The organism is Streptomyces sp. NPDC088766 (assembly GCF_044750845.1).
In the GTDB taxonomy this organism is placed as follows: Bacteria; Actinomycetota; Actinomycetes; order Streptomycetales; family Streptomycetaceae; genus Streptomyces.
Window position 1 is genome coordinate 107,526 of the sequence record NZ_JBIVKQ010000010.1, and the last position, 26,536, is coordinate 134,061.

At 70.6% G+C, this 26,536-nt stretch carries 36 protein-coding genes and 1 tRNA gene; 34 read left to right on the forward strand and 3 right to left on the reverse strand.

Features of this window, described 5'->3' with window-relative positions; translation table 11 throughout:
* Positions 1-161 precede the first annotated feature (161 nt).
* Positions 162-1,250 (reverse strand): ABC transporter ATP-binding protein, encoded by a 1,089-nt coding sequence (locus tag ACIP5W_RS16355; RefSeq protein ID WP_392243359.1) that lies wholly within the window; start codon positions 1,248-1,250, stop codon positions 162-164.
* Between the two features lie 243 nt (positions 1,251-1,493).
* On the opposite strand from ACIP5W_RS16355, the gene ACIP5W_RS16360 reads away from it, so the two are divergent.
* A tRNA-Thr gene (locus ACIP5W_RS16360) sits at positions 1,494-1,566 on the forward strand.
* 43 nt (positions 1,567-1,609) lie between these two features.
* Here the strand turns inward: ACIP5W_RS16360 and ACIP5W_RS16365 are convergent.
* Together ACIP5W_RS16365 and ACIP5W_RS16370 are read right to left on the reverse strand one after the other, a co-directional pair.
* Positions 1,610-3,172 carry a tyrosine-type recombinase/integrase gene (locus tag ACIP5W_RS16365; RefSeq protein WP_401472917.1) on the reverse strand — a complete coding sequence of 521 codons (1,563 nt, stop codon included), beginning with the start codon at positions 3,170-3,172 and terminating at the stop codon, positions 1,610-1,612.
* Positions 3,169-3,978, reverse strand: coding sequence for a hypothetical protein (locus tag ACIP5W_RS16370; protein WP_401473344.1), 810 nt, complete (start codon positions 3,976-3,978; stop codon positions 3,169-3,171). The genes ACIP5W_RS16365 and ACIP5W_RS16370 overlap by 4 nt, the downstream gene beginning before the upstream one ends.
* A 48-nt stretch (positions 3,979-4,026) precedes the next feature.
* Here ACIP5W_RS16370 and ACIP5W_RS16375 point away from each other — a divergent pair, with 48 nt between their 5' ends.
* The 33 genes from ACIP5W_RS16375 (at position 4,027) to ACIP5W_RS16535 (ending at position 26,495) form a co-directional block, all read left to right on the forward strand.
* Positions 4,027-4,269 carry a helix-turn-helix domain-containing protein gene (locus tag ACIP5W_RS16375; protein WP_401473324.1) on the forward strand — a complete coding sequence of 81 codons (243 nt, stop codon included), beginning with the start codon at positions 4,027-4,029 and terminating at the stop codon, positions 4,267-4,269.
* A complete protein-coding gene (locus ACIP5W_RS16380; RefSeq protein ID WP_401472920.1) occupies positions 4,266-4,589 on the forward strand; it encodes a DNA-binding protein in 324 nt (107 codons plus the stop codon). The genes ACIP5W_RS16375 and ACIP5W_RS16380 overlap by 4 nt, the downstream gene beginning before the upstream one ends.
* 14 nt (positions 4,590-4,603) lie before the next feature.
* Entirely contained in the window at positions 4,604-5,074 is a 471-nt protein-coding gene (locus ACIP5W_RS16385; RefSeq protein ID WP_401472923.1) for a hypothetical protein, read from the forward strand.
* Positions 5,071-5,313: a hypothetical protein gene (locus ACIP5W_RS16390; protein ID WP_401472926.1), complete on the forward strand. Its 243-nt coding sequence runs from the start codon at positions 5,071-5,073 to the stop codon at positions 5,311-5,313. The genes ACIP5W_RS16385 and ACIP5W_RS16390 overlap by 4 nt, the downstream gene beginning before the upstream one ends.
* Positions 5,310-7,976, forward strand: coding sequence for a bifunctional DNA primase/polymerase (locus tag ACIP5W_RS16395; RefSeq protein ID WP_401472929.1), 2,667 nt, complete (start codon positions 5,310-5,312; stop codon positions 7,974-7,976). Before ACIP5W_RS16390 ends, ACIP5W_RS16395 begins: the two co-directional genes overlap by 4 nt.
* A 330-nt stretch (positions 7,977-8,306) precedes the next feature.
* Positions 8,307-9,932, forward strand: coding sequence for a DEAD/DEAH box helicase (locus ACIP5W_RS16400; RefSeq protein ID WP_401472932.1), 1,626 nt, complete (start codon positions 8,307-8,309; stop codon positions 9,930-9,932).
* 11 nt (positions 9,933-9,943) lie between these two features.
* Positions 9,944-10,702: a hypothetical protein gene (locus ACIP5W_RS16405; protein WP_401472935.1), complete on the forward strand. Its 759-nt coding sequence runs from the start codon at positions 9,944-9,946 to the stop codon at positions 10,700-10,702.
* The gene (locus tag ACIP5W_RS16410) at positions 10,699-10,905 is read left to right on the forward strand and encodes a hypothetical protein (protein ID WP_401472938.1); all 207 of its coding nucleotides are present in this window, start codon (positions 10,699-10,701) and stop codon (positions 10,903-10,905) included. The genes ACIP5W_RS16405 and ACIP5W_RS16410 overlap by 4 nt, the downstream gene beginning before the upstream one ends.
* Positions 10,902-11,522: a hypothetical protein gene (locus tag ACIP5W_RS16415; RefSeq protein WP_401472941.1), complete on the forward strand. Its 621-nt coding sequence runs from the start codon at positions 10,902-10,904 to the stop codon at positions 11,520-11,522. The genes ACIP5W_RS16410 and ACIP5W_RS16415 overlap by 4 nt, the downstream gene beginning before the upstream one ends.
* Positions 11,523-11,563: 41 nt before the next feature.
* Entirely contained in the window at positions 11,564-11,773 is a 210-nt protein-coding gene (locus ACIP5W_RS16420; RefSeq protein WP_401472944.1) for a hypothetical protein, read from the forward strand.
* A gap of 95 nt (positions 11,774-11,868) precedes the next feature.
* Positions 11,869-12,030, forward strand: a complete 162-nt coding sequence (locus ACIP5W_RS16425; protein ID WP_401472947.1) for a hypothetical protein — start codon at positions 11,869-11,871, stop codon at positions 12,028-12,030.
* Positions 12,027-12,371, forward strand: coding sequence for a hypothetical protein (locus ACIP5W_RS16430; protein ID WP_401472950.1), 345 nt, complete (start codon positions 12,027-12,029; stop codon positions 12,369-12,371). Before ACIP5W_RS16425 ends, ACIP5W_RS16430 begins: the two co-directional genes overlap by 4 nt.
* Entirely contained in the window at positions 12,368-13,498 is a 1,131-nt protein-coding gene (locus tag ACIP5W_RS16435; RefSeq protein ID WP_401472953.1) for a hypothetical protein, read from the forward strand. Before ACIP5W_RS16430 ends, ACIP5W_RS16435 begins: the two co-directional genes overlap by 4 nt.
* Positions 13,495-13,797, forward strand: a complete 303-nt coding sequence (locus ACIP5W_RS16440) for a hypothetical protein (RefSeq protein ID WP_401472956.1) — start codon at positions 13,495-13,497, stop codon at positions 13,795-13,797. Before ACIP5W_RS16435 ends, ACIP5W_RS16440 begins: the two co-directional genes overlap by 4 nt.
* Before the next feature lie 97 nt (positions 13,798-13,894).
* Positions 13,895-14,077, forward strand: coding sequence for a DUF6257 family protein (locus ACIP5W_RS16445; RefSeq protein ID WP_401472959.1), 183 nt, complete (start codon positions 13,895-13,897; stop codon positions 14,075-14,077).
* An 88-nt stretch (positions 14,078-14,165) separates the two neighbouring features.
* Positions 14,166-16,364 (forward strand): FtsK/SpoIIIE domain-containing protein, encoded by a 2,199-nt coding sequence (locus tag ACIP5W_RS16450; protein ID WP_401472962.1) that lies wholly within the window; start codon positions 14,166-14,168, stop codon positions 16,362-16,364.
* Between the two features lie 123 nt (positions 16,365-16,487).
* Positions 16,488-16,688, forward strand: a complete 201-nt coding sequence (locus ACIP5W_RS16455) for a hypothetical protein (protein WP_401472965.1) — start codon at positions 16,488-16,490, stop codon at positions 16,686-16,688.
* Between the two features lie 86 nt (positions 16,689-16,774).
* Complete coding sequence (locus ACIP5W_RS16460; protein WP_401472968.1) at positions 16,775-17,068, forward strand: HNH endonuclease; 294 nt, start codon at positions 16,775-16,777, stop codon at positions 17,066-17,068.
* A gap of 11 nt (positions 17,069-17,079) precedes the next feature.
* A complete protein-coding gene (locus ACIP5W_RS16465) occupies positions 17,080-17,250 on the forward strand; it encodes a hypothetical protein (protein WP_401472971.1) in 171 nt (56 codons plus the stop codon).
* Positions 17,251-17,372: 122 nt separating this feature from the next.
* Positions 17,373-17,648 carry a hypothetical protein gene (locus tag ACIP5W_RS16470; RefSeq protein WP_401472974.1) on the forward strand — a complete coding sequence of 92 codons (276 nt, stop codon included), beginning with the start codon at positions 17,373-17,375 and terminating at the stop codon, positions 17,646-17,648.
* Complete coding sequence (locus ACIP5W_RS16475; RefSeq protein WP_401472977.1) at positions 17,611-19,173, forward strand: terminase large subunit domain-containing protein; 1,563 nt, start codon at positions 17,611-17,613, stop codon at positions 19,171-19,173. Before ACIP5W_RS16470 ends, ACIP5W_RS16475 begins: the two co-directional genes overlap by 38 nt.
* A gap of 12 nt (positions 19,174-19,185) precedes the next feature.
* Entirely contained in the window at positions 19,186-20,400 is a 1,215-nt protein-coding gene (locus tag ACIP5W_RS16480; protein WP_401472980.1) for a phage portal protein, read from the forward strand.
* Entirely contained in the window at positions 20,397-21,071 is a 675-nt protein-coding gene (locus ACIP5W_RS16485) for an HK97 family phage prohead protease (RefSeq protein WP_401472983.1), read from the forward strand. The genes ACIP5W_RS16480 and ACIP5W_RS16485 overlap by 4 nt, the downstream gene beginning before the upstream one ends.
* Positions 21,072-21,207: 136 nt before the next feature.
* The gene (locus ACIP5W_RS16490) at positions 21,208-22,599 is read left to right on the forward strand and encodes a hypothetical protein (protein WP_401472986.1); all 1,392 of its coding nucleotides are present in this window, start codon (positions 21,208-21,210) and stop codon (positions 22,597-22,599) included.
* 11 nt (positions 22,600-22,610) lie between these two features.
* On the forward strand, positions 22,611-22,772 hold the full coding sequence (locus tag ACIP5W_RS16495; RefSeq protein ID WP_401472989.1) for a hypothetical protein: 162 nt from the start codon (positions 22,611-22,613) through the stop codon (positions 22,770-22,772).
* 100 nt (positions 22,773-22,872) lie between these two features.
* On the forward strand, positions 22,873-23,082 hold the full coding sequence (locus tag ACIP5W_RS16500) for a hypothetical protein (protein ID WP_401472992.1): 210 nt from the start codon (positions 22,873-22,875) through the stop codon (positions 23,080-23,082).
* A 1-nt stretch (position 23,083) separates the two neighbouring features.
* A complete protein-coding gene (locus ACIP5W_RS16505) occupies positions 23,084-23,677 on the forward strand; it encodes a phage gp6-like head-tail connector protein (protein WP_401472995.1) in 594 nt (197 codons plus the stop codon).
* Positions 23,678-23,688: 11 nt separating this feature from the next.
* Entirely contained in the window at positions 23,689-24,138 is a 450-nt protein-coding gene (locus tag ACIP5W_RS16510) for a hypothetical protein (protein ID WP_401472998.1), read from the forward strand.
* Positions 24,135-24,365, forward strand: coding sequence for a hypothetical protein (locus tag ACIP5W_RS16515; RefSeq protein ID WP_401473001.1), 231 nt, complete (start codon positions 24,135-24,137; stop codon positions 24,363-24,365). Before ACIP5W_RS16510 ends, ACIP5W_RS16515 begins: the two co-directional genes overlap by 4 nt.
* Complete coding sequence (locus ACIP5W_RS16520; RefSeq protein ID WP_401473004.1) at positions 24,362-25,099, forward strand: hypothetical protein; 738 nt, start codon at positions 24,362-24,364, stop codon at positions 25,097-25,099. The genes ACIP5W_RS16515 and ACIP5W_RS16520 overlap by 4 nt, the downstream gene beginning before the upstream one ends.
* Before the next feature lie 70 nt (positions 25,100-25,169).
* Entirely contained in the window at positions 25,170-25,580 is a 411-nt protein-coding gene (locus tag ACIP5W_RS16525) for a phage tail tube protein (protein ID WP_401473006.1), read from the forward strand.
* Between the two features lie 4 nt (positions 25,581-25,584).
* Positions 25,585-26,091, forward strand: coding sequence for a hypothetical protein (locus tag ACIP5W_RS16530; RefSeq protein WP_401473009.1), 507 nt, complete (start codon positions 25,585-25,587; stop codon positions 26,089-26,091).
* Between the two features lie 14 nt (positions 26,092-26,105).
* Entirely contained in the window at positions 26,106-26,495 is a 390-nt protein-coding gene (locus tag ACIP5W_RS16535) for a hypothetical protein (RefSeq protein ID WP_401473012.1), read from the forward strand.
* The last annotated feature ends 41 nt before the right edge of the window (positions 26,496-26,536 follow it).

Sequence of the window (26,536 nt, forward strand, 5' to 3'; positions counted from 1 at the left end):
GGGTGTGGGGTTTGCCCCCCCCGGCCCCCACCCGGGGGGGGGGGGGGGTTGGGGGGGGGGGGGGCGCCCCCGGGCGGGGTGGGGCCCCGGGGCCGGGGCCGGGGGGCCCCCTTCCCGTCGGTGCGGGTGGTTCGCCCGGCCGGGCGCGATCCGGTCGTCGCTCAGTCGGAGAGGCGCGCGCCCGTGGAGGTCGAGAACACGTGGGTCTCGCCGGCACGCGGCACGACGTGCAGCGTGCTGCCCTTCTCCGGGACGTTGCGGCCGCCGACGCGGACGACGAGGTCCTTCGACTCGCCGCCGACCGTGGCGGTGCCGTAGACGAAGGCGTCGGAGCCCAGCTCCTCGACCACGTTCACGACGACCGCGAGGCCCTGGTCGGAGTCGGCGCCGGCCACGTCGAAGTGCTCGGGACGCACGCCGACGGTGACCGTCTTGTCGGTGGCGGCGGAGAGCGCGTCACGCTGCACCGGCACGACCGACTTGCCGAACTTCACGCCGCCGTCGGCGATCGGGACCTCGACGAGGTTCATCGCCGGGGAGCCGATGAAGCCGGCCACGAAGAGGTTCGCCGGGCGGTCGTACATGTTGCGCGGGGTGTCGACCTGCTGGAGCAGACCGTCCTTGAGGACCGCGACCCGGTCGCCCATGGTGAGGGCCTCGACCTGGTCGTGGGTGACGTACACGGTGGTGATGCCGAGACGGCGCTGGAGCGAGGCGATCTGCGTACGCGTCGACACACGGAGCTTGGCGTCCAGGTTGGACAGCGGCTCGTCCATGAGGAAGACCTGCGGCTCGCGCACGATGGCGCGGCCCATCGCGACACGCTGGCGCTGACCGCCGGACAGGGCCTTCGGCTTGCGGTCCAGGTACTCGGTGAGGTCGAGGATCTTCGCGGCCTCCTCGACCTTCTGCCGGATCTCCGCCTTGTTGACGCCGGCGATCTTGAGCGCGAAGCCCATGTTGTCGGCGACGGTCATGTGCGGGTAGAGCGCGTAGTTCTGGAACACCATGGCGATGTCCCGGTCCTTCGGCGGCAGGTGCGTGACGTCGCGGTCACCGATGCGGATGGCACCGCCGTTCACGTCCTCGAGCCCCGCGAGCATGCGGAGCGAGGTGGACTTGCCGCAGCCCGACGGGCCGACCAGGACGAGGAACTCGCCGTCCGCGATGTCGATCTCGAGTGCGTCGACGGCGGGCTTGGTGGAACCCGGGTAGATCCGGGTCGCCTTGTCGAACGTGACAGTGGCCATGGTGATGGGCCCCCTTCTACCGGCAGGAACGTGCCGGACGATCCGTTGTAGGAAGGTGGTGAGCCCTCCCGGGCAGCACCCGGGAAGGTGTAGTCCACATGAGTGAACCGGATCTGGACGCTACCTGGCGTTCGCCCGGTCTGTCAGTACCCAAAGGCATGTGAACTTCGCGGAAATTCTCGACAGGGGCTCCCGGCGACCTGGGTACACTGCTCGGGCGCGCCCGCCGCACGCGACGCGCACGCCTCCTTAGCTCAGTTGGTAGAGCACCGCTCTTGTAAAGCGAAGGTCGTCGGTTCGAGTCCGACAGGGGGCTCCGTTTTCAAGCAGCTCAGGGCGCATCTCTCACCAAACGAAGATCACTCCGCAGTCTCCTGCGTGAGCGGTGCGTGAGCATCGGTGCTTTTCCTCGCCCTCGGCACGGCCGCCGCCGACCGCTCCGCGAGATCCTCCTCGTACTCCTCGAACAACTCCATGTAGGTGTTGCTCGTCAGCACGATCGTCGAGTGCCGCAGCTTCACCTTCGCGTCGTGCAGATCCCCGCCGCCCGCCTTCACCAGCGCCGCCGCGCCGTGACGCAGATCCCGCAGGTTGATCGGCGGCAGACCCGTCTCGTTGACGATCCGGCGGAACGTGTCGGACACGGAGTCGGGGTGCAACCACGTTCCGTCCTCCTGGACGAACACCTTGCCCGTGTCCTCCCACGGCAGCCGGTCTTCCAGCCGCTTCGCACGCTCCGCCTGCTGCCGCGCCTGGTGGGCCCGCAGGACGTCGACCGTGCCCCGGTCCACCTTCACGTCCGCCGCCGAACCCTCCGTCTTCGGGTCGGTCTCCACCGGCTTCCAGCCGTCGAGCACCGTCTCCCGCGCGACGCCGATCGTGCGGCCCTCGAAGCTGACGTTCTCCCAGTCCAGGCCGACCGCCTCGCCGCGGCGCAGCCCGTGGTGCGCGATGACGTGGAAGAGGGCGTACAGGCGATCCTGCTCGGCTGCGTCGAGGAACGCGCCCAGCTGCTCTGGCGTCCACACCATGACGGGGGAGGGCTTCTCCCCGGTCACCTTCCAGCGGGCCACCCGCTCCGCCGTCCACAGCATGCCCTTCGCCCGGCGGACGCCGCCGACCTCCACGAACGCGGCCGGGTTGAAGGTGATGTACTGCCGGCGGATCGCGAAGTTCAGTGCGGAGCGCAGGGTGTTGCGGATCTCCAGCTGCGTCGCCCGGCCCGTGACCTTCCGGTGCGGGGGCATCTCCGCCAGCTTGGCCTTCTCCGCGGCGAGCCGTTCCCGCTCGGCGGCCGGCGGGCGCGAGCGCTTCCCCCAGCGGGTGCGCGCCTCCTGCTCCCGCCGCTTCGCGTTGTCCGCCTTGATCTGCTCGTTGGCGTCGTTGATGCCGTCGAAGTAGGCCTGGCAGTGGCCGACGTTGAGGCGGTCGAGCCGGTAGTGCGCGAGCGCCGGCCGCAGGTGGCGGTCCACACGCGACTCGTAGTTGTTGACGGTGGTCACCGCGCGGGACTTCCGCTTCGCTTCCAGCCACTCGTCGAGCAGGTCGCCGACGGTCATCGTCGACGTCAGCTTCTGCCCGTGCACGAGGCGCCGGCGGATCTCCGCCACCTCGGGCAGCGGCGCGTCCTTGTCCTTGGAGATCCCTTCGAGCAGGTCGCCGACCTTGACCTGTGCCTCCGTGTCGTCGCTGTCGGGCAGGTCGAGGAGGGCGCGCACCTTGTCGAGGTCGCCCTGGGCGTCCTTGGCGGTGTCGTACCCGGAGCGGGAGAACGAGCGGCGGGTGCCGTCCTCGCGGGCGGGCAGCTCCTGGCGTACCGCCCACACGCCGTGGCGGCGGCTGGTCATCTGCGGGCAGGACTTGCCCAGCACCTTGCCGTCCGCGTCACGGCAGTAGCAGCGGCGGTACGTCGAACCCTTCACCTGTCCCCATCCTCGGTCGGTTCTGGATTTTCGGGAAGCTGGAAGAGCGGCAGCTGTGAAAGCCCTAGCTGGACCACCTTGTCTACACCCGCCTCTCGCGCCCTATGGAGCCAGGATCGCACAGTGGCTTTTGCTACGTCATTCTGCAGAGCCAGATTCGTGATTGGATCGGTATTTCCCTGGGCAAGCAGTTCCTCGTACTCAGTGTAAATCCTGACGTACCTCATAAGGCTGTTCCAACGACGCCGGGCGCCTGGACCTTGGTCCGGGTTCAGGTCCGGGGCAAGGAGCCTCACCACATCCTCCGGCTTGGGTTTTGGCAGATCAGGTGCCTTGCCTGCGGGTGTGGTCTGCTCCAGGGGTGCCGCTGCTGATCGCTCGACCGCAGGCTTTACGTTCATCATGCTTACGTGACTTGACTCTATCGAATGCCTAGCCCCTCGCAGTTCGTGTACTGCTCGCGACCTGCGAACGGCGGCTTGCGCAATTCGGTCCCACTGGCTCATAGGGAAATCTCGGATGAGGGCAGGAGTGAGCTGCAGCACATCTCCGGATTTCAAAATTTCAGCCCTGGGTTCGAACTGCACCACATGTAGTTTCGCGTCTTCCTCGCCTTCGAGTAGGTAGTCAAAGATCACCAGGATCTTTTCGTAACGCTCGTCGGCAATTGTCACTGTCGCCACAAGGGAGCCGGGACGCTCTTCGGCTTCCCCGATCTCGACGGACAGGCTCATTGCAGTCATGGCGCCCATCGTGACGGGGTCGGGACAGTTCTGCAACACTTCTCCATGATCATTCTGAAACATGTCCGGGAACAGTTGCGCAACGTCACCCGGTCATGTTTCGCTTCTCTCATGACCCCGGAAGAACTTCGGACGGTCGGTGAGCTGCGCTGTCTTGCCGCGAGCGGACGCGCCCGAGCCTTGAGAGAGGCGCAGCGCATCGGACTCCGTGAACTCGCACGCACCATCGGCACCAGCCCGTCGACCGTCTCCAGGTGGGAGACGGGAGCCACTCAGCCCCGTAGTGCACTGGCCCTCAAATGGGCTCAGGTGCTGGGGCTGGGGGGCGCAGCATCAGAGGCGGATGCGGCATGACTACCCCGGGCCTGACCATCGCCGAGATCCTCAACCAGCCCGCGGTCGTGCCTTTGTGGCCCATCGTCGGCAGGGCCCTGGGACTCGCGGAATCCACCACGTATCAATTGGCGGCCGAGGGCCGCCTGCCCATCGAGGTCATCCGCCTCGGGCGACGACGGGTCGCCCGGACCATCGACCTCCACCGCTTCCTCGGGCTGGTCCCGCAGGAGAACGGCGCCGGTCCCGCGTGCGAGGCGGGATCGTCTGCCGGAAACGACGAAGAGGCCGCGTGCGAGGCGGCCTCTCCAGTCGAGCAATCCATCCGTACCTCGAAGTAAGACAGGACAGCTCTATGCACAGCATTGCACAGACGTCAACGGCGACGTCTCGCCTGCCCGAGCAGGCCATCGTCGCCAGCCTCAACGCCGAGATCATGCATGACCTCGACGACGGCCAGCCCACGCTGATCGCCAGCACGCACGGAAACCAGGGTGACCTTCAGGTGGTCACCCCGACCCAACTGCTTGCCAAGGTCGCCGAGCAGCGCGAGCAGCTCGACCGCATCGAGGCGCTCGCCAACGAGTACGCCGAGAAGGTCGCGATCCCCGCGCTCCTCACCGAGTCCGGCATTGAGCTCGAGGAAGTCACCCTCGTCACCCTCGCCGAGATCAACCCCAAGGTGGCCGCCGCTTTCCAGGCCTTCGCCGGAACCATGGACGACGGCACGTTCGTCGTCGCCGTCCCCAAGGGGCAGGCGCCCGCCGAGCGGCTCGCCACGATCCGCGCCCTGGTCCTCGACCGGCAGAAGCGAGGACAGGCGTGACAGTCCTGACGCAGGCGATGGCGGCCGGCACCCCCGGCCGCCTGGCCGACGACAAGCAGCGCCCCGAATGCGGCCACTGGCTCGGCGCCGAACGCCGGTACTGCCGCGAGGTCGACGGCGTCCATCGCTTCCTCCCCGGCCTGCGCTGCCCCGCCCGCACCCCGCGCGCCCTCCAGGGCCTCGACGAGATCCCGCCCGGCTCCGGCTGGCCGATCCACCGCACCGGAGTGTCACGTTGAACGACGCACAGCCCACCGACCTCCGGGCTTCCGCCCGCGAGATGGACGACGCCGGCCTGTGCGTGCTGCCCATCAAGGCAGACGGCAGCAAGGCCGCCGACGTCCGCAGCTGGAGCCCCTACAAGGTCCAGCGCTCGGTCCCCGCCGAACACGACCAGTGGTTCGGCGGGGACCGCCCCCGCGGTATCGCAGTCGTCTACGGCGCCGTGTCGGGCAACGTCGAAATGATCGAGTTCGAAGGGCACGCCATCGCCGACGGCGTCCTCGACGAGGTCACCGAGATCATGGACGCCTCCGGACTCGGCGAACCCTGGGCGCAGATCCTGAACGGCTGGGCCACCGAATCTCCGTCCGGCGGCCGCCACTACCGCGTCCGCATCGAGGGCGGCGACGTCCCCGGCAACACCAAGCTGGCGTCCCGGCTCGCCCGCGAGGACGAGTACACCGACGAGGAGAAGCAGCGCCTCCGCCAGAAGCCGAACAGCCGGATCATCCGCGTGCAGATCGAGACGCGCGGCGAAGGGGGGTACGGCCTGGTCGAACCATCAAGCGGTACCGTCCACGCCTCCGGGAAGCCGTACCTCCGCCACGCCGGAGGCCCGGACAGTATCCCGACGCTGGACGCCGAGACCATGCAGGCCATCCGGGACATCTGCCGGATGGTCGACACGCTGCCTAAGCCCGAGACCCCCAAGACCGCACCGACCGAGCTCAAGCCGCTCCCCGGCGGTGGACTCCGGCCCGGCGAGGACTTCGACGCACGGGCCGACTGGGAAAAGATCATCGGCGCCCACGGCTGGGAGTGCCTGCACCAGCGCGGACGCACCCGCTACTGGCGGCGGCCCGGCAAGGACACCCGCGGTATCTCCGCGACCACCGGCCACGCCCCGGACAAAGACCGGCTGTTCGTCTTCAGCAGCTCCACCGAGTTCGACGCCTGGACGCCGTACTCGAAGTTCGCGGCCTACACCCTCCTTACTCAGGGCAGCAACACCACTCCGGCATTCAAGCGGGCGGCTGCCGACCTGCGCCAGCAGGGATACGGCTCCGAACCGCCCCGGCAGCGCCTCAGCTCCGTTCCCCGGCAGCTCGGCCCGTTCAACGACGGATCGTCTGCCCTCGACCCGGACAGCCTCCCGGACCCGGACGAGCAGGAGATGGCCGGCGGGCCGGACCTCCGGATCGTCCGGAGCAAGCCGGAGCTGGACATCACCAACGAGGCCGACGCCATCGACGGCCTGCTCGACATCATGGCCAACGAGCAGATGCCCGGCCTGTACAAGCGGTCCACCGGTCCGTGCTGGGTCTACGAGGACGATCAGGGCAACCCGCTCGTCAAGCAGTTGGGCACTGACAACCTGCGGGCCTACCTCGCCGAGCACGTCACCACCTTCCAGATCGTGCGCGATCCGTTCACCGAGGGCACCAAGGAAGTCCGCGAGCTGGTCATGCCCAAGACGTGCGGCACGATCCTGGGGCGCAGGGACTGGCCGCTGCTGCCGCTGCGGGGAATCGTCACGTCCCCGGTCGTCCGGCCGGACGGAACGCTGGTGAAGGCGCCGGGCTACGACCGCGGCACCGGCCTGTATATGCACCCGCGGGTGCCGCTCCGGCGGCTGCAGCCGCAGGTGTCCAAGGAGTCCGTCGAGCGGGCCAAGGACATCGTGCTCAACCAGATGCTGGCCGACTTCCCGTTCGTCGACGCATCCGACTGCGCCCAGTACCTCGGCGCCCTGCTGACTCCGATCATCCGCCCCTATGTTCCCGGCCCGACACCCGTCGTCGTCATCACGAGCACCTCCCAGGGCTCCGGGAAGACGCTGCTGAAGGACGCGTTCGGCTACGTCTACGGGCTCGCCGAAACGCCGTGGCCGGAGAACGACGCCGAACTCCGCAAGGCCATCACCGCCAAGCTGTGGGACTGCGGCGACCCGGTGATCGCCATGGACAACCTGCCCAACGGCCACATCATCAAGTCGCCGATCCTGTCGTCCCTCGTCACCTCCGCCAACTGGAGCGACCGGCTCCTCGGCAGCACCAGCAGCGTCAGCATCCCCAACGACCGGCTATGGGTCCTGACCGGGAACAACCTGCGCACCGGCGGGGACAACGCCCGCCGCACCCTCTGGGTCCGCCTGGACCCCGACTGCCCCAACCCCGACCAGCGTGACAACTTCGCAGTCGGCGACCTCCGCACGTGGCTCGCCGACAACGCGTCCACGGTCGTCGCCGCTCTCGTCACCATGGTCCGCGGGTGGCTCGCGGACGGCGCCAAGACCGTCAACACCCGCATGGGCGACTATTCCAGGTGGGCCTCCGTGATGGCCGGGATCCTCGCCTACCTGGAGGTCCCCGGTTGGCTCGCCAACCGCGAGGCGGCGGCCGCCGTCCTCGACGACGAGGCCGAAGAGTGGGCGGCGTTCCTGACCGCCTGGCACGAGACGATCCCCGCCGGCCGCGCGGTCCCCACCAAGGAGCTCTTGGGTCTCAAGGAGGACGTGCCCCGCCTCCACAACGGTGACCTCCCGTCCCCGAAGCAGCTCGGGCACTGGCTCAAAGCCAGGGAGGGCCGCTACTACGACGACCTGAAGGTCGTCCGCGTCCCCGACTCCCACCGGAAGCAGAACCTGTGGCGCGTCGCCAAGTACGGGGAGGGCCGGTGATCCCCACATCCCCGCAGTCTGCGGGAATGCTGCGGGGAAGCGAAACGGCCCCTGGCCTGCGGTTTCGCGGGGATGCGGGGATGTGCGGGATCGGGAGCTATTCCCCCGTATACGTAACCCCCTCATACACAACACCCGCAACACGTCTGTGCATGCGTCGCGTTCCAAAAAATCTCAGCCCCATACGTCAGACCAAAAAGACATTCCGCACTTACCCGCAAACCCCGCAGACCGGCAGGTCAGGGCGCGTCGAGCGTCGCGAGAAGAACCCCGCACGCATCCCCGCAACATCCCCGCAGAATCCCGCAGCCGAGAGCCGAGGTGACTGGCATGTCTGATACGCCCGAGACGTTCACCCCCCGCCCGTACCAGGCCGAGGCCATCAAGGCCCTCATCTCCGGCTGGCAGGGCCCGCACAACCGGCTCGCCGTCGTCCTCCCGACCGGCGCCGGAAAGACCGTCGTCTTCGCCAACCTCATCGACGAACTGCTCACCCAGCTCAACGGCAAGCGCGCCCTGGTCATCGCCCACCGCGAGGAACTCATCGAGCAGGCTGCCGCGAAGATCCGCGCAGTCCGCCCCGACCTCCGCGTCGGCGTCGTCAAGGCCGAACGCGACGAGCATCACGACGTGGACGTCATCGTCGCCAGCATCCAGACCCTCGCCGTCGAACGCCGCCGTAACGCCATCAGCAACATCGGCGTCGTCATCGTCGACGAGTGCCACCACGCTGCCGCCCGCAGCTACATGACCGTCCTCGAGCACTTCGGCGCCTGGCGCGGCCTGCCCGTCGCCGGGTTCACCGCCACCATGACCCGCACCGACGGAGGCCTGGCCGACGTCTGGGAAGAGGTCGTCTTCACCCTCGACATCCTGGAGATGATCGAGGACGGCTACCTGTGCGACGTCCGCGGCAAGCGCGTCACCGTCCCCGGCCTCGACCTGGACGCCGTGAAGTCCCGCGCCGGCGACCTTCAGGACGGGCAACTCGGCCAGGCCCTGGACGACTCCGGAGCCGCCGAGGTCGTCGCCGAGGCGTACCGGCAGCACGCCGGAGACCGGGCGGGCGTCGTCTTCACCCCGACGGTAGACACAGCCCAGTCCATGGCCGAGGCCTTCACCGCCGCGGGTGTCCCGGCCGCCGCCGTGTGGGGGGACATGCCCCGCGACGATCGTGCGGCCGCACTGGAGAAGTACCGGCGCGGCGACGTGCAGGCCCTGACCAACTGCATGGTGCTCACGGAGGGGTTCGACGCGCCATGGACGTCATGCGCGGTCATAGCCCGGCCGACCAAGTCCGCGGGCCTGTACTGCCAGATGGCGGGCCGCGCGCTCCGACTGTGGGAGGGCAAGAAGGACGCGCTGATCCTCGACGTGATGGGCGCCTCCACTCGCCACAAGCTCGCCTCGATCGTCGACCTCACCGGCCGCGACGTCGTGATGTCGGAGGAAGGCCAGTCGCTGCGCGAGGTGGTACGGGAGGCCGAGGAGAAGGCGAAGCGCCGCCTCGACCTCTCCCGGATCCAGGTCGAGGAGATCGACCTGTTCCACGGCTCGACGGTGCGCTGGCTGAAGACCGAGTCGGGGGTGTGGTTCATCCCGGTCACGGACGCCGCCTATGTCTTCCTGATCCGCAACCCGGCGGACCGCACGTACTGGCTGCGCCGCTTCGACTTCAACAACGGGCTCGTCGCTCCCAAGAACGACGTGCCGCTCCCTCTGACGGCAGCGAAGGCGTGGCTGGAGCAGCAGGCCCGAGCCATGGGTAGCCGATGGCTCGCATCCCGCTCAGCGCCCTGGCGTGACAAGCCGGCCAGCGTGAAGCAGCTCAACTTCTGCCGCCTGAAAGGCATCAAGGTGCCGCCTGGCAGCAGCGCCGGCGAGGTCTCCGACCTCCAAGCCGTCCACCAGTTCTCAACGATCCTCGCCCGACTGAACGCGCGGGCCGCGGCGTGAAGGGAGACCCCGTGCAGAACGACGCCGACGACGTGGTGATCGAGGTGACCGAGGCGGAGTTCCACGACGCCGCCGCGGGCGCGCTCGCCCGCCTCGGCCTCACCTACGCCGAGCTCGAAGACCAGGCCCGCCGCCGCGACTTCACCTCAGCCCAGGCCCACAGCCTGTGGGTGTCCATCGGCGGCGCCGTCCGCCCCGAACTCCTCGAGCGGCAAGTGGCACCCGCCCCTCGTAAGGCTAAGGTCCCGAAGGTGATCGGCCTGGACCTGAGCCTCACCTGTACTGGTGTGGCTGGCGAAGGCTGGACCGACACCATCCGGCCCCGGACCGGCGTCCGCGGTCATCCTCGGCTCGCGTTCATCGTCGAACGGGTCGTCGACCACATCGGCGGCGCCGACCTGGTGGTGATCGAGGGCCCGTCGTTCGGCGGTGGTGTCGCCCACCGGCACGAGGATCTCGCCGGCCTGCGCGTGATGGTCCGCCACGCCTGCTGGCGCCGCAGCATCCCCTACGCGGTTGTCCCGCCGTCCTGCCGGGCCTTGTACGCCACCGGCAAGGGCTCCGGCTCCAAGGGCGCCGTCCGCGACGCGGTGCGCACCCGCTACGGCGTCGACTGCGACGGGCCAGGCCGCTACGACCAGGCCGACGCCTACACCCTCTGCGCGATGGGCCTGCACCACCTCGGCTGGCCCCTAGCCGTCGTCCCCGACACCCACCGCCGCGGCCTCGACGGAAGCCAGTGGCCGGTCACGGAAGGACTTGCCACGTGACCCCGAGCGAGATCCAGATCCTCATCTGCGGCATCGGCATCGGCGCCCAGACCATGGCCGTCTGGCACATGGTCCTCGACATGCGCGACGCCCGCCGCAGCCTGGCCGAGTCCACCGAGGCGCGCCGACGCGCGGCCGCCGACCACTACCTCAGCAGCTTCCGCCTCTACCGGCTGCAGCACCGGACGGAGGCCCGCCGGTGAACTGCGGCCTGTGTGAAGACGAGGCTGGCGAGCGCTACCTGTGCGAGCGCGACACCCGCGCGCTCGCCGGGCGCCTCGCCGACCTCCCCACCCTGTACGACGAGGTCGGCCAGTGCCTCGTGCCCCGCGGCCACGGCTGGGGCGAGATCGTCGCCACCCGCAGCGGCGCCGGCCCGCGGTCCCCGCTCAACGAGGACGTCCTCGACACCGTCAACTGGGGCCGGGCCGCCGAGGTCGTGCACCTGTGGCGGGTCGACGTGCAGCGCGAACGCTGGCCGCACCACGGGGCGCCGCCGCCGGCCGACCTGCGCGCGGACTGCCGGTGGCTGGCGATGGAGCTGGAGTGGGTCGTCGCCCGGTACCCGGCCGCCGGGGACCTGGCGCGCGAAGTGCACGAGCTGGAGCGCCAGGCCCGCTCGGTCGTCGGCGACCCGGCGCCGCGGCCGCAGCGCCTCGGTACGTGCGTGGCGGTGGACGGCGAGGGCGTTGTCTGCGGCGCTGTGATCTCCCGGATGCCGGGGCAGAGCCGGTTGCAGTGCCGCTGGTGCTCCTACGTGTACGAGTCCGAGCGTGACTGGCTGCTGCTCCTGCACTTCCAGCCCGCGGAATCGGCGTGATCACCCCCATAGCACAGGGGGGGTGTGCTATTCTCGCAGAGGTGGAAACACCCCCATGGCGGGACCGGCTTCGCGCGGAAGATGAGCTGCTGGAACAGCTCGACAGACGCATGGAGCAAGCCCGCAGACGCAGGGCTCAGGCCCTCAGAGAAGGGGCCCAGGAGTTCGGCAGCGTCTACGCGCTGGCGAAACACCTGGGCCGCAGCGAGACCGCGATCCTCAACGCGATCAAGAAGTACCCAACCGAATAAGGCGAGGGCCGGACAGCAGCTCTCCGGGTGCTGGAACACCTGGAGGCGCGCGCGCCGTCCGACCCTCCAGCCCACGAACGAGATCGGACCTCGTCATGGACCACCAGCACCTTAGCGCGCCCGCATGCGCGCAGATCAGCCCCGGCCGGCGCCTCGTCGCCGCCGGGATCATCCGCCGCCGCCCGGACCGCACGACCACCGTGCGCGTCACCGCGGCCGGCGTCACCGGCACCATCCGCAAGGCGGTGGCCCGGTGACCACCCCCGCCCTCCCCGACGACGTCCGCGACCTCCTCGCCGCCGTCCTCGAAGCGATCGACCTCCCGCACCCCGCGACCATCGGCGGAGCCGAGGCCCACGACCGCCTCCTCAACACCCGCGTCGTCCACGCCCGCATCGCCCTGCGGAACCTCCTCGACGACGGCCCCGCCCTCGGCCCGGCCTGGACCGCCAGCTACCTGCGCGAGCGCCTCGCCGAGCACCCGATCGCCGGGTACGTCACCGTCGACCAGGCCGACGCCGCCCTCAACGCCGGCGCCACCTGGTCCGAGGCCGTCGCCCTCCCCGCACACGACGCCGAACGGGGTGAGCGCCCGTGAACACCCGGACCCTCACCCTCGGGCAGCGCGGCGTCCTCGGTACGGCGGCCGTCGTCATGGTCGCCGTCGGCGCGGCCGGCGCCATCGGCACCTACTCCAACGCCGTCACCGAGTTCGGCCGGGCCGCCACCGCCGCTGGCGTCGTCGCCGCCGGCGAAGGCCTCACCCTGATCCTCGCCCTCACCATGCTGGGGCTGACGCTGCTCGGTCAGTCCGCCCCCCTCTGGGTGCGCGCCGGCCTGTGGCTCGCCCCGCTCGCCGCCTGCGGCACCGGCCTCTCCCTCGCCGACAACCCCACCGAGGCCGTCGTCTACAGCGTCATGCCGCTCGGCATGTCCGGCGCCGCCGAGGGCCTCGGCCTTATCGCCCGCCGGGTCGTCATCTACTCCACCGGCGTCGACGCCGAGGCGCAGCGCCGCAACGCGCACGCCGTGCAGCAGCTCGCCTACCACCAGGCCGCCGCCGAGCGGCACCCCGACAAGGACACCCGCGAGGACGCGCTGCGCAAGTCGTGGAAGCTGGCCCGCAAGGTCGGCGTCGGCGACCAGGTCCTCGGCGCCGCCCTCGTCGACGTCCAGCGGACGCGCATCACCGGCGGAGCCGATGCGGCCCTCGGCTCCATGTACGGCCACCCTGCCTCGCCCGCGCCCGCCCAGCCGCCCGCCCGCCCGCGGCCGGCCTCCGCCACCGAGGTACTGCGGGCCCGCTTCGCCGAGATGGACCCGGTGGACGCCATCCGCCTCGCACACGATGCGCGACCTGATGCGGCACCGCCCGAGCTGGCCACCGTGCTGGCGTCCTACGGGGTGCACGTCGACGCCGTCGCGGTCGCCCTCGTCCTCGGCACCCGGCCCCCCGAGTACGAGGTGCACCGCCCTGATGCGCCCGCGCATCAGCAGGTCAGCGACCCCGTCACGGCCCTGGAGCCGGTCACGCTGGAGGCCGCCGTCGTCGAGGCCGCATCCACCCTCGGACCCGACGCGAAGGCCAAGGAGATCGTCGCCCACGTCGCCGAGCACCGGCGCCTGGTCGTCACCGAGCCCTACGTCCGCACCGCCCTCTCCCGAGCCGCGAAGAAGGAACAGCCGGAGACCCCGGCCACGCCGATGGAGGGCGGATACGCATGAGCGACGCCATCGAGAAGGCCGCCCGCGAGGCGGTCGAGGCCGCCGAGAACACGGAGCTGACCCGGCAGATCGCTGCGATCCTCGCCGCGCAGCAGCTGCTGCAGCAGCAGCCGGTTGTTGCTCAGCAGGCAACGACTCCGTTCAACGCCACCAGGTGGCTGGTGGTCGGCGGGGTGGTGGTGTCGGTCGGCCTGGTCGCCTCCCTGTTCGCCGTCGCCCTGGCCATCGGCGCGACCTGCGCCACCGTCTGCCTGCTGATCCTGCGCAGCGTCTGGCAGGACGTGCAGAAGGGCCGCTGACAGCCCTTCCGTCCCCCGCCAACCATGGTGCAGACGACCACGGTTGCGGGGGTGCGGTGGGGCCGGACAGCCCGGCCCGCAACCCGAGAGGAACCCCATGGACGACCTGACGTTCTCCGACTTCACCACCGGCGAGAAGCTCCGCGTCGCCACCCTGACGGCCCGGATCGCGAAACGGGGCCTGGCCGACGACGGCACCGACCGCGTCGACACCAGCGACCTCAAGCGGCGCATCGAGCGCATCGAGCGCGACGCCCTGCGCCGCAAGCACGGCAAGTAGCAACGCCCCGGGGCGGCCGTCACCGGCCAAGGAAACCGGCCGCCCCGGGTCTCCCGATCACCCTTACGAGCAACCGGAGATCACCAGCATGACGGACACCCTGCCGCGGCCCGTAGTCAACGGGCACGCCAAGCCCAAGATTTCCCTGATCAAGTTCGAGCCGGAGCCGCCGGCCGTCGTCGACGAGGCACCGGTCGTCGAGGCCGTCGACCGGCCGGACAACCCGCTCGCCGACTGGCTGACCGTCCCGGACCTGCCGATCCTGCCCGTGTGGGCCCGCTCCGTAGCCTCCCTGAAGGCCAACAGCCTTGCCCTGGGACGGCTGTGCGCCTGGCACGCCCGCTACCACTCCCTGCGCCTCCCCAAGTACGCGCTGCGCCTCACCTGGCTCGCCCTCAAGGGCGCGTGGCGCGGCGCGCGCGGGCTGTGGCCGACGCTGTCCGCACACGACCAGAGCGCGGCCGTGAAGGCGCTGCAGGCGCAGGTGAAGGCGAAGCCCGACGACGTCGACCTCGCCGTGCGGTACGCGCTGCTGCACCGGGAACGCACCCTCGCCCGCCGCAGCCGGTGGGGCGCCGCCGCAACCGCCGTCGCCGCAACCGCCGTCGGCTGGTGGCTGGCACCGCTCCCCGTACAGGCGGGCATGCTCGCCGCCGTCGCCCTGCCGCTCGCCTACCTCGGGCGCGGCGAGGACGCCCAGCTCCTCGACAACCCCACCCCGCCGCTGCGCGTTGACATGTCCGCCCAGCAGCTCAACGACGCACTGCGCGCCGCCGGGCTGCTGAAGGCGGGCAAGGGCGACGACGAGGGACCGCGCGTCACCTGCGTAATGGGCCCGGTCCGCGACGGCAACGGGTGGGCCGTCATCTTCGACCTGCCCAAGGGCGGCGGGAAGACGGCCGCGGACGTCCTCGCCAAGCGCACGGCGATCGCCGCCGAGTTGGGGGTCGACGAGATCCAGGTCATCGCCTCCCGGGTGCGGGCGGCGGCCGGCGGCAACGCCGGACGGGTGTCCATGTGGGTCGCCGACGATGACCCCTACCTGGGCACGCCGAACCCGTCGCCGCTGGTCAAGGCCGACACGTTCTCCGTGTGGGAGCCGATCCCGTTCGGGCAGGACGCCCGCGGCAACCGCATCACCGTCCCCGTCATGTGGCAGTCCCTCTTCTTCGGCGGCCTGCCCCGCCGCGGCAAGACCTTCACGCAGCGCCTCATGACCGCGGCCGGCCTGCTGGACCCTTTCGTGCGGCACTACGTCGCCGACGGCAAGGGCGGCGCCGACTGGATGCCCATGAAGGCCGTCGCCCACCGGCTCGTCATGGGCGCCGAGGACGACGCCGTCGAGGCCCTCAAGGCGATGCTGAAGGAACTCCTGAGCGAGATGGAACGCCGCTTCGTCCTGCTGCGCGGCCTGCCCGTGTCCGTGTGCCCGGAGGGCAAGCTGACGCCGGCGATCGTCGAGAAGTACAACCTGCCCGTCATCTTCGTGACCATCGACGAGCTGCAGGAGTACTTCACCGCGATGGACCGCGACGACCGTGATCAGGTCATCAACGACCTGTGCCGCATCGCACGGCGCGGCCCGGCCGCCGGGTTCGTCTCCAACTTCGCCAGCCAGCGCCCCGACGCCGAGAGCGTCCCGACGAAGCTCCGGGAGATCATCACCCTGCGGTACTGCACGCAGGTCGTCGACCAGACGTCCTCCGACATGGTGCTGGGCAAGGGCAAGGCCGCCCAGGGCGCGGACGCCTCCGTCCTCTCGGAGGACCACCGCGGTACGGGCGTCCTCGTCACCGGGCCGGCGTCGTTCGTCACGGTGCGGGCCGACTTCCTCGACGGGCCCGGCTTCTCCGAGCTGTGCCAGCGCGGCCGCGCCCTGCGGGTGAAGCACCAGCAGCTCACCGGGGACGCCGTCGGCGACGTCACCGCGGCGGCCGATCAGGCGGGCGTGACCATCGCGCCGGTCCTGTCGGACTGCCTCGACGTGATGCGGCACACCGACCGCATGCACACCGTCGACCTGCTCGACCGGCTCGTCAACGTCGACGAGGACCGATACGGCGACTTCGACGCCGAGCGCCTGGCCGCCGAACTGGAGGCCGCCGGCGTCGACCGCACCACCAAGCAGGTCAAGGTCAACGGCAAGAACCTGGCCGGCTACCGGCGGGCCGACCTCGAAGCCGCCGTGCCCGCCGAACTGCTGCTGGCCGCACGCCGGGTAGAGGCCACCCCCACTACGGACCCCGCTACCGACACCCCGTCCGGACCCGCCGCCGAGGGCGCCTGATGTAGAGGGGGCCCGCTACCCCGGTAGCGGGCCCGGTAGAGGGCTCCCACCTGCAAGGTAGCGCCCGTAAAGGGGGCCGCCGTCCACCCCCAGGGAGCGCGCTGAGGCGGCATCATGGACGGCATGGAGTCGCAGAACATCCGGCCCGGCCACCTCACCGCCCACCAGACCGCCCGCGTCCTCGGCGTCACCCTGGTGGGCCTGCGCAGCATCGTCCACCGCGGTCAGCTCACCCGCTCCGGCGGCACCCCACGCCAGCCCTGGTACGCCGCCGAAGACGTCGCTGCCCTCGCCGCCAAGCGCGCTGGACGCGCCGTCGCTTGACCGCAGGTCAAGCCGAGTGCAACGATCTCGGTGAACACCTGTGCCCTCAGCCAGCGCTGAGGGCATCGCCATGTCGGGGGGTGCACGTGGCCACCGACCGGTCAGAGCTCACGTCCTACGAGTTCCGCCAGATACGCGCCCGCGTCCTCGCAGGGTCCGACGTGTGCATCGTCTGCGGCCACGGCCATGCCGACGCCGTCGACCACATCCACCCCGTCAGCAAGGGCGGCGCCCGCCTCGACCCCGACAACCTCGCCCCCATCCACGGCGTGGCCGGCTGCCCCGTCTGCCTCCGCCGCTGCAACAACGAGAAGGGCGACCGGCCCTTGGCCGACGTCGTCCAGCTCCACACCAGCGTCGACTGGTTCGCCGGACCGTAGAGGGAGCATCCATGAAGACCATCAACCGCCTGCTGCTGCGCTTCGGCTACGTCCTGGCGCCTGCGCCACCGAGTGCGAAGATGCTGCGCGAGCACGCCAACGTGTCTGAGACACACCACCCCAGCCGCGGCGGCCGCACCGTGGCCTGGCTGCGCGGGATGGCCGACCTCGTGGAGCCGTGACCAGTCCGGTCCAGCAGTCTCCCAAGATTTTTTAGAAATCGGACATACCGCAACCCCGCGCCCCCCTTTTATTTTTCTCCCCCCGGGCCAATAACCCCCGGACGATCTTGGAAGGGGGCGTCATGGGCCCCGTCGAGAAAGCCGTCCGGGACGACGTCGAGCAGCTCGGCGACCTGGCCGGCATCGAGCCGTCCCTGTCCGAGATGGCGTACTCGCTGGCCCGGCGGATCGACGCTGCGGCGACCGGCGAGTGCGACACCTGCGGGGAGGCCGTGGCCGTCGAGGACAAGCTCCTGCCCCAGTTGAACCGCGAGCTACGGCAGACGCTCGCCCAGCTGTTGGAGGGGCGGGCCGCTGACGATGACGACGACCTCGGAGACCTGGGCTCCCCCGACTGAGTTCGCCGAGGACCTGCGGGAGCGGTACGGGCTGGAGTGCCCGCCGCGCTGGGGGACGCCGCGGCATCCGGATCGTCCGTCGCTGGGGCCGAAGCTGTGGAAGGTCATGGCCAAGCTCGGGGCTCCGCCGATGCCGTGGCAGAAGTACGTGTCCGACGTGGCCCTGGAGATCGACCCGGCCACGGGGCTGTTCGCGCACCGTGAGGTGGGCCTGTCGGTGTCCCGGCAGCAGGGCAAGACCGAGCTGTGCCTGGGCGCGCAAGTGCACCGGGCGCTGGCCTGGCCGCGGCAGAACGTGGTCTACGCGGCGCAGACGCGGGGCATGGCCAGGCAACGCTGGGAGGACGAGTTCTGGGAGAAGATCTCAGGCTCGGACCTGGCGAAGCTGGCGCGCATCCGGAAGTCGAACGGCAACGAGGCGATCCTGTGGGGCCGGACCCGCTCGCGGATGGGCATCACGGCGAACACGGAGAAGGCCGGCCACGGCCCGCCCCTCGACCTCGGCTTCATCGACGAGGCGTTCGCGCACGAGGACGACCGCCTCGAGCAGGCGTTCAGCCCGGCCATGCTGACCCGGGCCATGGGGCAGCTGTGGTGGGCGTCCGCCGGCGGCACGACGAAGTCGGTGTGGCTGAACAAGAAGCGGGAGAACGGCCGGGCCCTGATCGAGGCGCTGTTCGCCGCGCTCGCCGAGGACGCCGCCGCGGTCCGGCCGCGGGCTGCGTACTTCGAGTGGTTCGCGCCGGAGGACATGGACCGGGCGGACCCGGCGACGTGGCGGGCGACGCTGCCCGCGCTGGGGCACACGGTGACCGAGGCCATCATCGCGGCCGAGCTGGAGAAGATGGACCCGGCCGAGTTCGACCGGGCCTACCTGAACCGGACGCGGAAGCCGACACCGCCGTCGGACCCGAACGTGCCGAAGGCGAAGTGGCCCGGGCTGGTCGACGCGGCCAGCAAGCCGGTGGCGTCCAGCGTCGCCCTGGCCATCGACGTGTCGCAGGACCGGAAGCGGGCGGCGATCAGCGCGGCCTCGCTGCGGCCGGACGGCAAGGTGCACCTGGAGGTCGTGGCGCACCGGCCCGGCACGGACTGGGTGGTGCCCGCCGTGAAGCGGCTGCACAGGCTGTGGAACCCCGTCGCCGTGGCGGTCGCCTCGTCCGGTGCACCGGCCGGCTCCCTGATCGACGACCTGGTCGCGGCGGGCATCGAGGTGCCCAAGGACAAGGAGCACCCGGCGCGCGGCGACCTGGCCGTCATGCGGGCCGGGGACATCACCGAGGCGTGCGGGCAGATGGCCGACGCCATGAACCAGGGCACGGTGCAGCACCTCGACCAGGTGCCGCTCACGGCCGCCGTGAACGGGGCGCGCACGCGCCGCAACGGTGACGCGTGGACGCTCGATCGCACCAGCTCTCTGGTGGACATCAGCCCGTTGTGCGCCGCCACGTTCGCCCGGTGGGCGCTGCTCATCCGGGGCCCGCACGTGATCGACGACTACGACATCGCGGACTCGTTCGCGTGAGGGGAGGTGGACATGGGCGCCTGGTCCAGGCTCAAGGGCGCGTTCACCCGGGACGCCCAGATCAGCTCCGCCGAGGACGCCCTGACGCAGTCGCGGGAGCGGCGTTCCAGCAGGGTGCACGTCACCAGCGAGACGGCGCTGCGCAACAGCGCGGTGTGGGCGTGCCTGCGGCTGCGGGCCGACCTGATGTCCAGCTTCCCGATCGACGTCTACCGGTACGTCAACGGCATCCAGGTCGAGGTGCCCAAGCCGCCCGTCCTGGTCTCTCCGGGCGGCACCGAGGTCGGCATGAAGGAGTGGATGTACTCCACCGAGTTCGACCTGGACCGGGGCGGCAACTGCTTCGGGATCATCACCGAGCGGTCCGGGGTGATCGGCCCGGACGGCCGTGGCCTGCCCGGCCGGGTCGACCTCGTCGAGCTGGGGTCGGTGTCGGTGCGCGGCAACGGTTCGACGATCACCAAGTTCGTGATCGGCGGCAAGGAGTACGAGCCGTGGGAGGTCTGGCACGAGAAGCAGTACACCGTCGCGGGCTGCCCGCTCGGCCTGTCGCCGGTGGCGTTCGCCGCGTGGACGATCGAGGAAAGCTTGTCCGCGCAGCAGTTCGCCCGCGACTGGTTCGCCGGCGGGGCCGTGCCGCTGGCCGAGCTGAAGAACAACCAGAAGACCGTCGACAAGGACGGCGCCCGGATCGCTCGTGAGCAGTTCCGCGCCGCGGTCGACAGCTCGGGCCTGTTCGTCCACGGCATGGACTGGGAGTACAAGCCGATCCAAGCTGTCGCCTCGCAGTCGAGTTTCCTCGAGGCCCGCCAGTACGGGGCCTCGGACATCGCCCGCTTCTTCGGCGTCCCCGGCGACCTGGTCGACGTGGCCGTGTCGGGCAGCAGCATCACCTACGCCAACATCGGTCAGCGCAACCTCCAGTTCCTGATCATGAATCTGGGGCCGGCCGTCGGCCGCCGCGAGGACGCGTTCAGCCGCAGGCTCGTCTCGGGCCCGCGGTTCGTGAAGCTGAACACCGATGCGCTGCTGCGCATGGACCCCGAGGCCCGGGCCCGCACGATCGGCTCGCAGATCACCAGCCGGATCCTCGCCCCCTCCGAGGCGCGCGCGCTGGAGAACCGGCCGCCGTTCACGGACGACCAGCTCGCCGAGTTCGACCGGCTGTTCGGCTCGCGGTCCGTCCCCGCCCAGCCCACCACCGCCGTACCGGGAGCACCGTCATGACCACACCCACGCTCGCCGCGGCCGCGGCGGAACGAGCCCAGCACATCCGCCAGCGCGCCGACCGCCCCTCGCAGCGGAGGTGCGCCGAGCACGCCGGCGCCCGGGCCACGGTCCGCGCCGCGCTGTCCGGCGTCCAGGTCCGCGAGAGCGGAGACACCGGCGCGCTGGAGTTCGTCGGCCGGGCCTCGGTGTACGAGCAGGCCTACGAGATGTGGGACATGTTCGGCCCGTACACCGAGATCGTCACCGAGGGGGCAGGCTCTGACTCGCTCGCCCGCGCGGACCTCGACGTGCCGCTCGTCCTCGGGCACGACCAGCTGCGGCGCCTGGCCCGCACCACCACCGGCACGCTGTTCCTCACCGAGAGCGCCGACGGCCTGGACGTGCGCGCGCCCGCTCTGGACCCGGCGGACTACGACGTCGCCTACATCGCGCCGAAGCTGCGGTCCGGCCTGGTCGACGAGATGTCCTTCGCGTTCCGCATCGAGTCGGGCCAGTGGTCCCCGGACTACACCGAGTACCGGATCAACCGGTACGACATCCACCGCGGTGACGTCGCGATCGTCGGCTACGGCGCGAACCCCTACACCGGCGCGAGCATGCGGCAGCCCACGGCCGCGCCCACGTCGAGCCGGGCCCGCGCGCTGCTGGAGATCGCGCTCGCCCGCTGACCCTTGATCTTCCCGCCGCCCGGCGGGAGCTACTGCCCTGCGCTCTGCGCGCACGAGTCCACCCGGCGCACTGCCTCGGGTGGCCGTCTGTCTGGACCGGGGCGCCTGGAATCCACACTCAGAGAGGACCGACGAGATGACTCTCGCCGAGCTGATCGCCCAGGCGCGCACCGCGCTGGACACGGCGATCACCGCACGCCAGCAGGAGCAGGACGCGCTGATGGCGCTGCGCTCCGACGACAACCTGACCGAAGAGGCGGTGACCGCGCAGGTCGCCCGCCGCGACTCGGCCGACGCCGAGGTCACCCGCCGCCAGGACGCCCTCGCCGCCCTGGAGGCGGAGCAGGCCCGCGAGGACGAGCTGGCCGCGCTGCAGGCCCGCACCGTCCCGGCGGCCAACCGGGCCCCGGCCTACGACCGGGTCCACCGCGTCGGCCAGGACGAGCGCACCTACCGGCCCGACCAGGACCGGCGCGGCGCCCAGTTCGAGCGCGACGTCGCGGCCGCCTTCATCGGCGACTACGACGCCCAGGCCCGCCTCGCCCGGCACATGCAGGAGGAACGCGTCGAGCGCGGCGACCAGCTCCAGCGCGCGGTCGGCACGGGCGCGTTCGCCGGCCTGGTCGTGCCGCAGTACCTCACCGACATGTACGCCCCTCAGGCGCAGGCGAACCGGCCGTTCGCCGACGCGATGCGCACACACGACCTGCCGCCGCAGGGCATGCAGGTCAACATCTCCCGCGTCACGACCGGCTCGTCCGTCGACCTCCAGTCGGCGGAGAACGCGGCCGTGGCCGAGCAGGACATGGACGACACGAACCTGTCGATCCCGGTGCAGACTGCGGCGGGCCAGCAGACCATCGCCCGGCAGGCCGTCGAGCGCGGTGCCGGCGTCGAGGCCGTCGTCCTCGACGACCTGTTCCGCCGGTACAACACCAACCTCGACAACAAGGTCCTGAACCAGGCCAGCACCGGCCTGACCAACGCGGCCACCGCCGTCGCCTACACCAGTGGTTCGCCGACCGCGACCGCGCTGTACCCGAAGGTCATCGAGGGCCTCGCCGGGGTCGAGGGCGCCATGCTCGACATGGCGTCCGGGGACAACCTCGCGGTGATGCACTCCCGCCGCTGGTACTGGATGCAGAACGCGCTGGGCTCGACCTGGCCGCTGATCACCCAGCCGGGGATCATCGCCCAGACCCTCGGCGCGAACTACGCCACCGCCTACGGGCGCGGCATCCGGGGCGTCCTGCCCAACGGCACGCCGGTCGTCGTCGACAACAACATCGCGACGAACCTCGGCGCGGGCACGAACGAGGACGAGATCTACCTCGTCGACCGGCAGGAGTGCCACCTCTGGGAGGACCCCGACGCCCCGATGTACATCCGGGCGGAGCAGGCCAAGGCCGCCTCGCTGGGTGTCCTGCTGGTGGTCTACGGCTACTTCGCCTACACCCACCAGCGCTACGCCCACGCCCGGAAGGTCGGCGGGACCGGCCTGGTCGCGCCCGTCTTCACCGGCCAGTAGGGGGAGCGGAGATGGCGTGCAACATCGAGAGCTTCGCGTATCCGGCCTGGTGGTCCGGGGCTTCCACCGTGCAGATCAGCTACGTCAGCGGCGGCTCCACCACGGCCAACCGGGCCGACGTGGAGTTCCTGCCGCAGGGCGTTTCCACGGCGGCCGGTCTGCTGGTGCCGTAGTCGAACGTCAAGGACGTCCAGAAGCTCACCTGACCATGCCCGACACGTGGTGCCCGCCCTTCCCCGGGGGCGGGCACCCGCTCAACGCAGGAGCCAAGCAATGACCGAAGACACGATGATCGCTGCCCTTCGCCGTGAGCGGGAAGGGTACGCAGCCCTGGGCCTGGACGACCGCGTCGCCGAGGTCGACGAGCAGCTGCGGCTGCGGGGCGTTCAGCCGCCCGCCGCCGGCAGCGACGTGGCCGCCGGGCCGTCCACCCGCACGACGCCGCCGAAGGGCCGCCGGGTCCGGGGCGCCGAGCAGGCCTGACGTGGCCAACGAGTACGTCACCCTTGAGGAGCTGAAGGCCCAGTTCGACATCCCGGCCGACGACACCAGCCGGGACACGCAGCTGAACCGGGCCCGCGCCGCCGCGTCCCGCAGTATCGACAAGACCACCGGCCGCCGCTTCTGGCTCGACGCGGAGCCGGTGCAGCGGGTGTTCAACCCGCGGGGCCGCATCGTGCGCGAGGACGACGGGGACCTGTTCCTCGTCGACGACATCGGCAACACCGACGGCCTGGTCGTCGAGACCGGGTCGGGCTCGTCGTGGTCGGCGGTCACCGCCTACGAGACGAGCCCCGACAACGCGCTGGCCGACGGCCGGCCCGTCACCGGGCTGTTCCGCTCGCTCGGCACGTGGGGCCCGTCGACGGGACGCCTGAGGATCACTGCCCGCTTCGGCTGGCCGGCGGTCCCGGACGATATCCACGAAGCCGCGCTCATCCAGGCCTCCCGCCTCTTCAAGCGGAAGGACTCCCCGGAGGGCATCATCGGCTCGGCCGAGTGGGGCGTGCGCAACCTGTCCCGCCGGGACCCCGACGTGTGGGCGCTGATCGAGCCGTACATCATCCCCGGGTTCTGAGAGGAGGCAGCGTGCAGATCTCCGCCATCCGTGAGGCGATCGCCGACGCGGCCCGCGCTGTTGTCCTGCCCGAAGGCGTCGGCAGGCTCACCTGCTCCGGCTACGTGCCGGACGCCGTGACCGCGCCGCACTTCTTCGTGGCCGAGTACGAGCAGGTCTTCGACCGGGCCATGAGCCGAGGCCTGGACGAACTGACCTTCACCAGCCGTGTCCTGGTGGGCAGGGCTGACGACCGGGCCGCTCAGCGGATCCTCGACGCGATGCTGTCCGGCTCGGGCCCGGCCTCGCTGAAGCAGACGATCGAACTCGCGCGAGGGGCGCCCGGCGAGTACGCCCTGGGCGGCCTGGCCCACGACCTGCACGTGATGCGCGTGCAGGGCTACCGCTGGTACGAGCACGCCGGCACCACCTACGTCGGCGCCGAACTGATGATCAAGGTCATCGGAGAGGGGAACGCATGAGGATCCGCATGCTGACCGAGCAGCCGGAAGGTGCCGTCCTGAACGGCGAGCCCTGGCCCGCCGTGGGCGAGGAGGCCGACGTGCCGACCGCCCAGGCCGCGCACCTGGTCGCCTCCGGCGTCGCCGAGGAATTCACCGCCTACGACGACCAGGCGCTCGCCGAGGAGCGGGCGCCGGCCGCGCCGCGCCGCCGCAGGGCGGCCAACCCCGAGGGTGAGGCGACGTGAGCAAGACCGTCCTGCTCAACGTCCGCACGTTCGCCGCGGGCGTCGACCTCACCGGGAACTCCAACAAGATCGAGCTGTCCGCCGAGGTCGAGGACAAGGACAGCACGAACTACGCCAGCCAGGGCTGGAAGGAAGTCCTCGGCGGACTCGGCTCGGCCGAGCTGTCCGGCGAAGGCCAGTGGGAGGCGGGCGACCCGGGCAAGGTCGACGACGCGTCCTGGGCGCATCTCGGCACGGTCATCCCCTGGTCCGTCAGCGCGAACAACGGCGCGGCCGTCGGGGACCTGGCGTACTTCATGGCGGCGCTGCGCTCGGACTACAAGCTGTTCGACGCGGTCGGCGAAGTCGCCCCCTGGTCCGGCACCGCGAAGAGCAGCTGGCCTCTGGTGCGGGGGCAGTTCGCCCACCCGCCCGGCACCGCCCGTACTGCGACCGGCACGGGCACCGCCCTCAACCTCGGCGCGGTCGCCGCCGGCAAGCGGCTGTATGCCGCGCTGCACGTCTTGTCCGTGGCCGGTACGACGCCGTCGCTGACGGCCCGCGTTGAGTCGGCGCCGGACAACACCTTCGCCGCGCCGACGACGCGGGCGACGTTCACCGCGGCGACGGCCGCCGGCGGACAGGTCGCGCGCACCGACGGCACCGCGATCACCGACAGCTGGTGGCGGATCGCCTGGACGATCGCCGGCACCACGCCGTCGTTCCTGTTCGTCGCCTCCCTCGGCATCCGCTAGCCCGCCCCCTACCGTCCCGCACCCGGCCCGTACCGGGGCCGTTCGCCTGCCCTGAAAGGGGACCCGTGCCATGCCCAAGATGGTTCTGCTCGCCCAGTACCTGAGCATCAACGCCACCGTCCTGAACGAGTTCACCAAGAAGGCGGAGATCTCCGTCGAGGTGGAGGACAAGGACGTCACCACCTACGCCAGCCTCGGCTGGAAGGAAGTCATCGGCGGCCTGAAGTCCGGTGAGCTGGGGTGTGAGTTCCTCCAGGACTTCGCCGCCACCAAGCTCGACTCGCTCATGTGGCCGCTGCTGGGAACGGTCGTGCCGTTCGAGGTGCGCGCCGACCAGGGCGCGGTGAGCGCCTCGAACCCGAAGTACTCGGGCAGCATCCTGATCAACGGCTGGAGCCCGATCACCGGGTCGGTTGGCGACGAGGCCACCGTGTCGGTGGGGTTCCCCACCTCCGGGGCCGTGACCCGGGCCACCACGTAAGGCGATGGCGGACACGTCCCGGCTGGGCCTGGAGCTGACTCCGCAGAACCTGCGGGAGATCTCCAACGCGCTCAAGGCCGAGGAAGACGGCAAGCAGCTCCGCAAGGAGCTGACGAAGAACATGCGCGAGGCGCTCAAGCCGGGGGCCGCCAGCGCCAAGAGCGCCATCATGTCGATGGCCTCGGCCACGCCGCACGGCGGCCCGGCGCTCAAGTCCTCCATCGCACGGAAGATCCGGCCCGAGGTCCGCATCACCGGCAAGTTCCCCGGCGCCAAGATCAAGGCGTTCAAGACGCCCAACCTGCGCGGCTTCGCCAACGCGCCCAAGCGCACCAACCGCGCCTCCGGCTGGCGGCACCCGGTCTACGGCAACCGCGAGGTGTGGGCCCAGCAGACCGGCAAGGCCAAGTGGTTCGACCGCGCCTTCGAGGGCCAGGACGGCCACTACCGGCGGGCCGTCCAGTTCGCCCTGGCGGACATGGTCAACCGCATCGCATCCCGATCCGACTGAACGAAGAGGCCAGCGTGAAGGTCACCTACACCCCCGAAGACGGCGACGAGCAGGTCTTCGACTACAACCCGAACAAGCTGATGTCGGCCGAGCGGGAGGCGCTGGAGAAGCGCACCGGCCGGTCCTTCAACGAGTTCGCGATGGGCGTCCTGAAGGGCAACGCGCTGTGCCGCCGGGCCCTGCTGCACGTCCTGCTCAAGCGGCAGCACCCCACCATCGCGTTCGACGACGTCGACTTCTGCTGGGACGAACTCACCGTCGAGATGACCAAGGGTGAGATCACCCTCGCGGTGGAGCGGCTGCGGGAGAAGAACGGCGACGAGGACATGATCGAGGCCATGCTCAAGGCCTACGACGAGGCGCCGGACGACGAGGGAAAAGCCCGGCTGCCGTTCGCCGTCTGAGCCATCTCGGCAACGCCGCGCACCTGCTGCACATGACGCCC

What these genes read in the sequence shown, in the direction of transcription:
- ACIP5W_RS16500 (WP_401472992.1), top strand. Translation starts at nt 22,873, where the DNA reads ATGACCGAAGACACGATGATCGCTGCCCTTCGCCGTGAGCGGGAAGGG.
- ACIP5W_RS16525 (WP_401473006.1), top strand. Translation starts at nt 25,170, where the DNA reads ATGCCCAAGATGGTTCTGCTCGCCCAGTACCTGAGCATCAACGCCACC.
- ACIP5W_RS16355 (WP_392243359.1), bottom strand. Translation starts at nt 1,250, where the DNA reads ATGGCCACTGTCACGTTCGACAAGGCGACCCGGATCTACCCGGGTTCC.
- ACIP5W_RS16495 (WP_401472989.1), top strand. Translation starts at nt 22,611, where the DNA reads ATGGCGTGCAACATCGAGAGCTTCGCGTATCCGGCCTGGTGGTCCGGG.
- ACIP5W_RS16515 (WP_401473001.1), top strand. Translation starts at nt 24,135, where the DNA reads ATGAGGATCCGCATGCTGACCGAGCAGCCGGAAGGTGCCGTCCTGAAC.
- ACIP5W_RS16425 (WP_401472947.1), top strand. Translation starts at nt 11,869, where the DNA reads ATGGACCACCAGCACCTTAGCGCGCCCGCATGCGCGCAGATCAGCCCC.
- ACIP5W_RS16480 (WP_401472980.1), top strand. Translation starts at nt 19,186, where the DNA reads ATGGGCGCCTGGTCCAGGCTCAAGGGCGCGTTCACCCGGGACGCCCAG.
- ACIP5W_RS16530 (WP_401473009.1), top strand. Translation starts at nt 25,585, where the DNA reads ATGGCGGACACGTCCCGGCTGGGCCTGGAGCTGACTCCGCAGAACCTG.
- ACIP5W_RS16470 (WP_401472974.1), top strand. Translation starts at nt 17,373, where the DNA reads ATGGGCCCCGTCGAGAAAGCCGTCCGGGACGACGTCGAGCAGCTCGGC.
- ACIP5W_RS16475 (WP_401472977.1), top strand. Translation starts at nt 17,611, where the DNA reads ATGACGACGACCTCGGAGACCTGGGCTCCCCCGACTGAGTTCGCCGAG.
- ACIP5W_RS16400 (WP_401472932.1), top strand. Translation starts at nt 8,307, where the DNA reads ATGTCTGATACGCCCGAGACGTTCACCCCCCGCCCGTACCAGGCCGAG.
- ACIP5W_RS16385 (WP_401472923.1), top strand. Translation starts at nt 4,604, where the DNA reads ATGCACAGCATTGCACAGACGTCAACGGCGACGTCTCGCCTGCCCGAG.
- ACIP5W_RS16450 (WP_401472962.1), top strand. Translation starts at nt 14,166, where the DNA reads ATGACGGACACCCTGCCGCGGCCCGTAGTCAACGGGCACGCCAAGCCC.
- ACIP5W_RS16490 (WP_401472986.1), top strand. Translation starts at nt 21,208, where the DNA reads ATGACTCTCGCCGAGCTGATCGCCCAGGCGCGCACCGCGCTGGACACG.
- ACIP5W_RS16375 (WP_401473324.1), top strand. Translation starts at nt 4,027, where the DNA reads ATGACCCCGGAAGAACTTCGGACGGTCGGTGAGCTGCGCTGTCTTGCC.
- ACIP5W_RS16370 (WP_401473344.1), bottom strand. Translation starts at nt 3,978, where the DNA reads ATGTTTCAGAATGATCATGGAGAAGTGTTGCAGAACTGTCCCGACCCC.
- ACIP5W_RS16445 (WP_401472959.1), top strand. Translation starts at nt 13,895, where the DNA reads ATGGACGACCTGACGTTCTCCGACTTCACCACCGGCGAGAAGCTCCGC.
- ACIP5W_RS16440 (WP_401472956.1), top strand. Translation starts at nt 13,495, where the DNA reads ATGAGCGACGCCATCGAGAAGGCCGCCCGCGAGGCGGTCGAGGCCGCC.
- ACIP5W_RS16485 (WP_401472983.1), top strand. Translation starts at nt 20,397, where the DNA reads ATGACCACACCCACGCTCGCCGCGGCCGCGGCGGAACGAGCCCAGCAC.
- ACIP5W_RS16465 (WP_401472971.1), top strand. Translation starts at nt 17,080, where the DNA reads ATGAAGACCATCAACCGCCTGCTGCTGCGCTTCGGCTACGTCCTGGCG.
- ACIP5W_RS16455 (WP_401472965.1), top strand. Translation starts at nt 16,488, where the DNA reads ATGGAGTCGCAGAACATCCGGCCCGGCCACCTCACCGCCCACCAGACC.
- ACIP5W_RS16380 (WP_401472920.1), top strand. Translation starts at nt 4,266, where the DNA reads ATGACTACCCCGGGCCTGACCATCGCCGAGATCCTCAACCAGCCCGCG.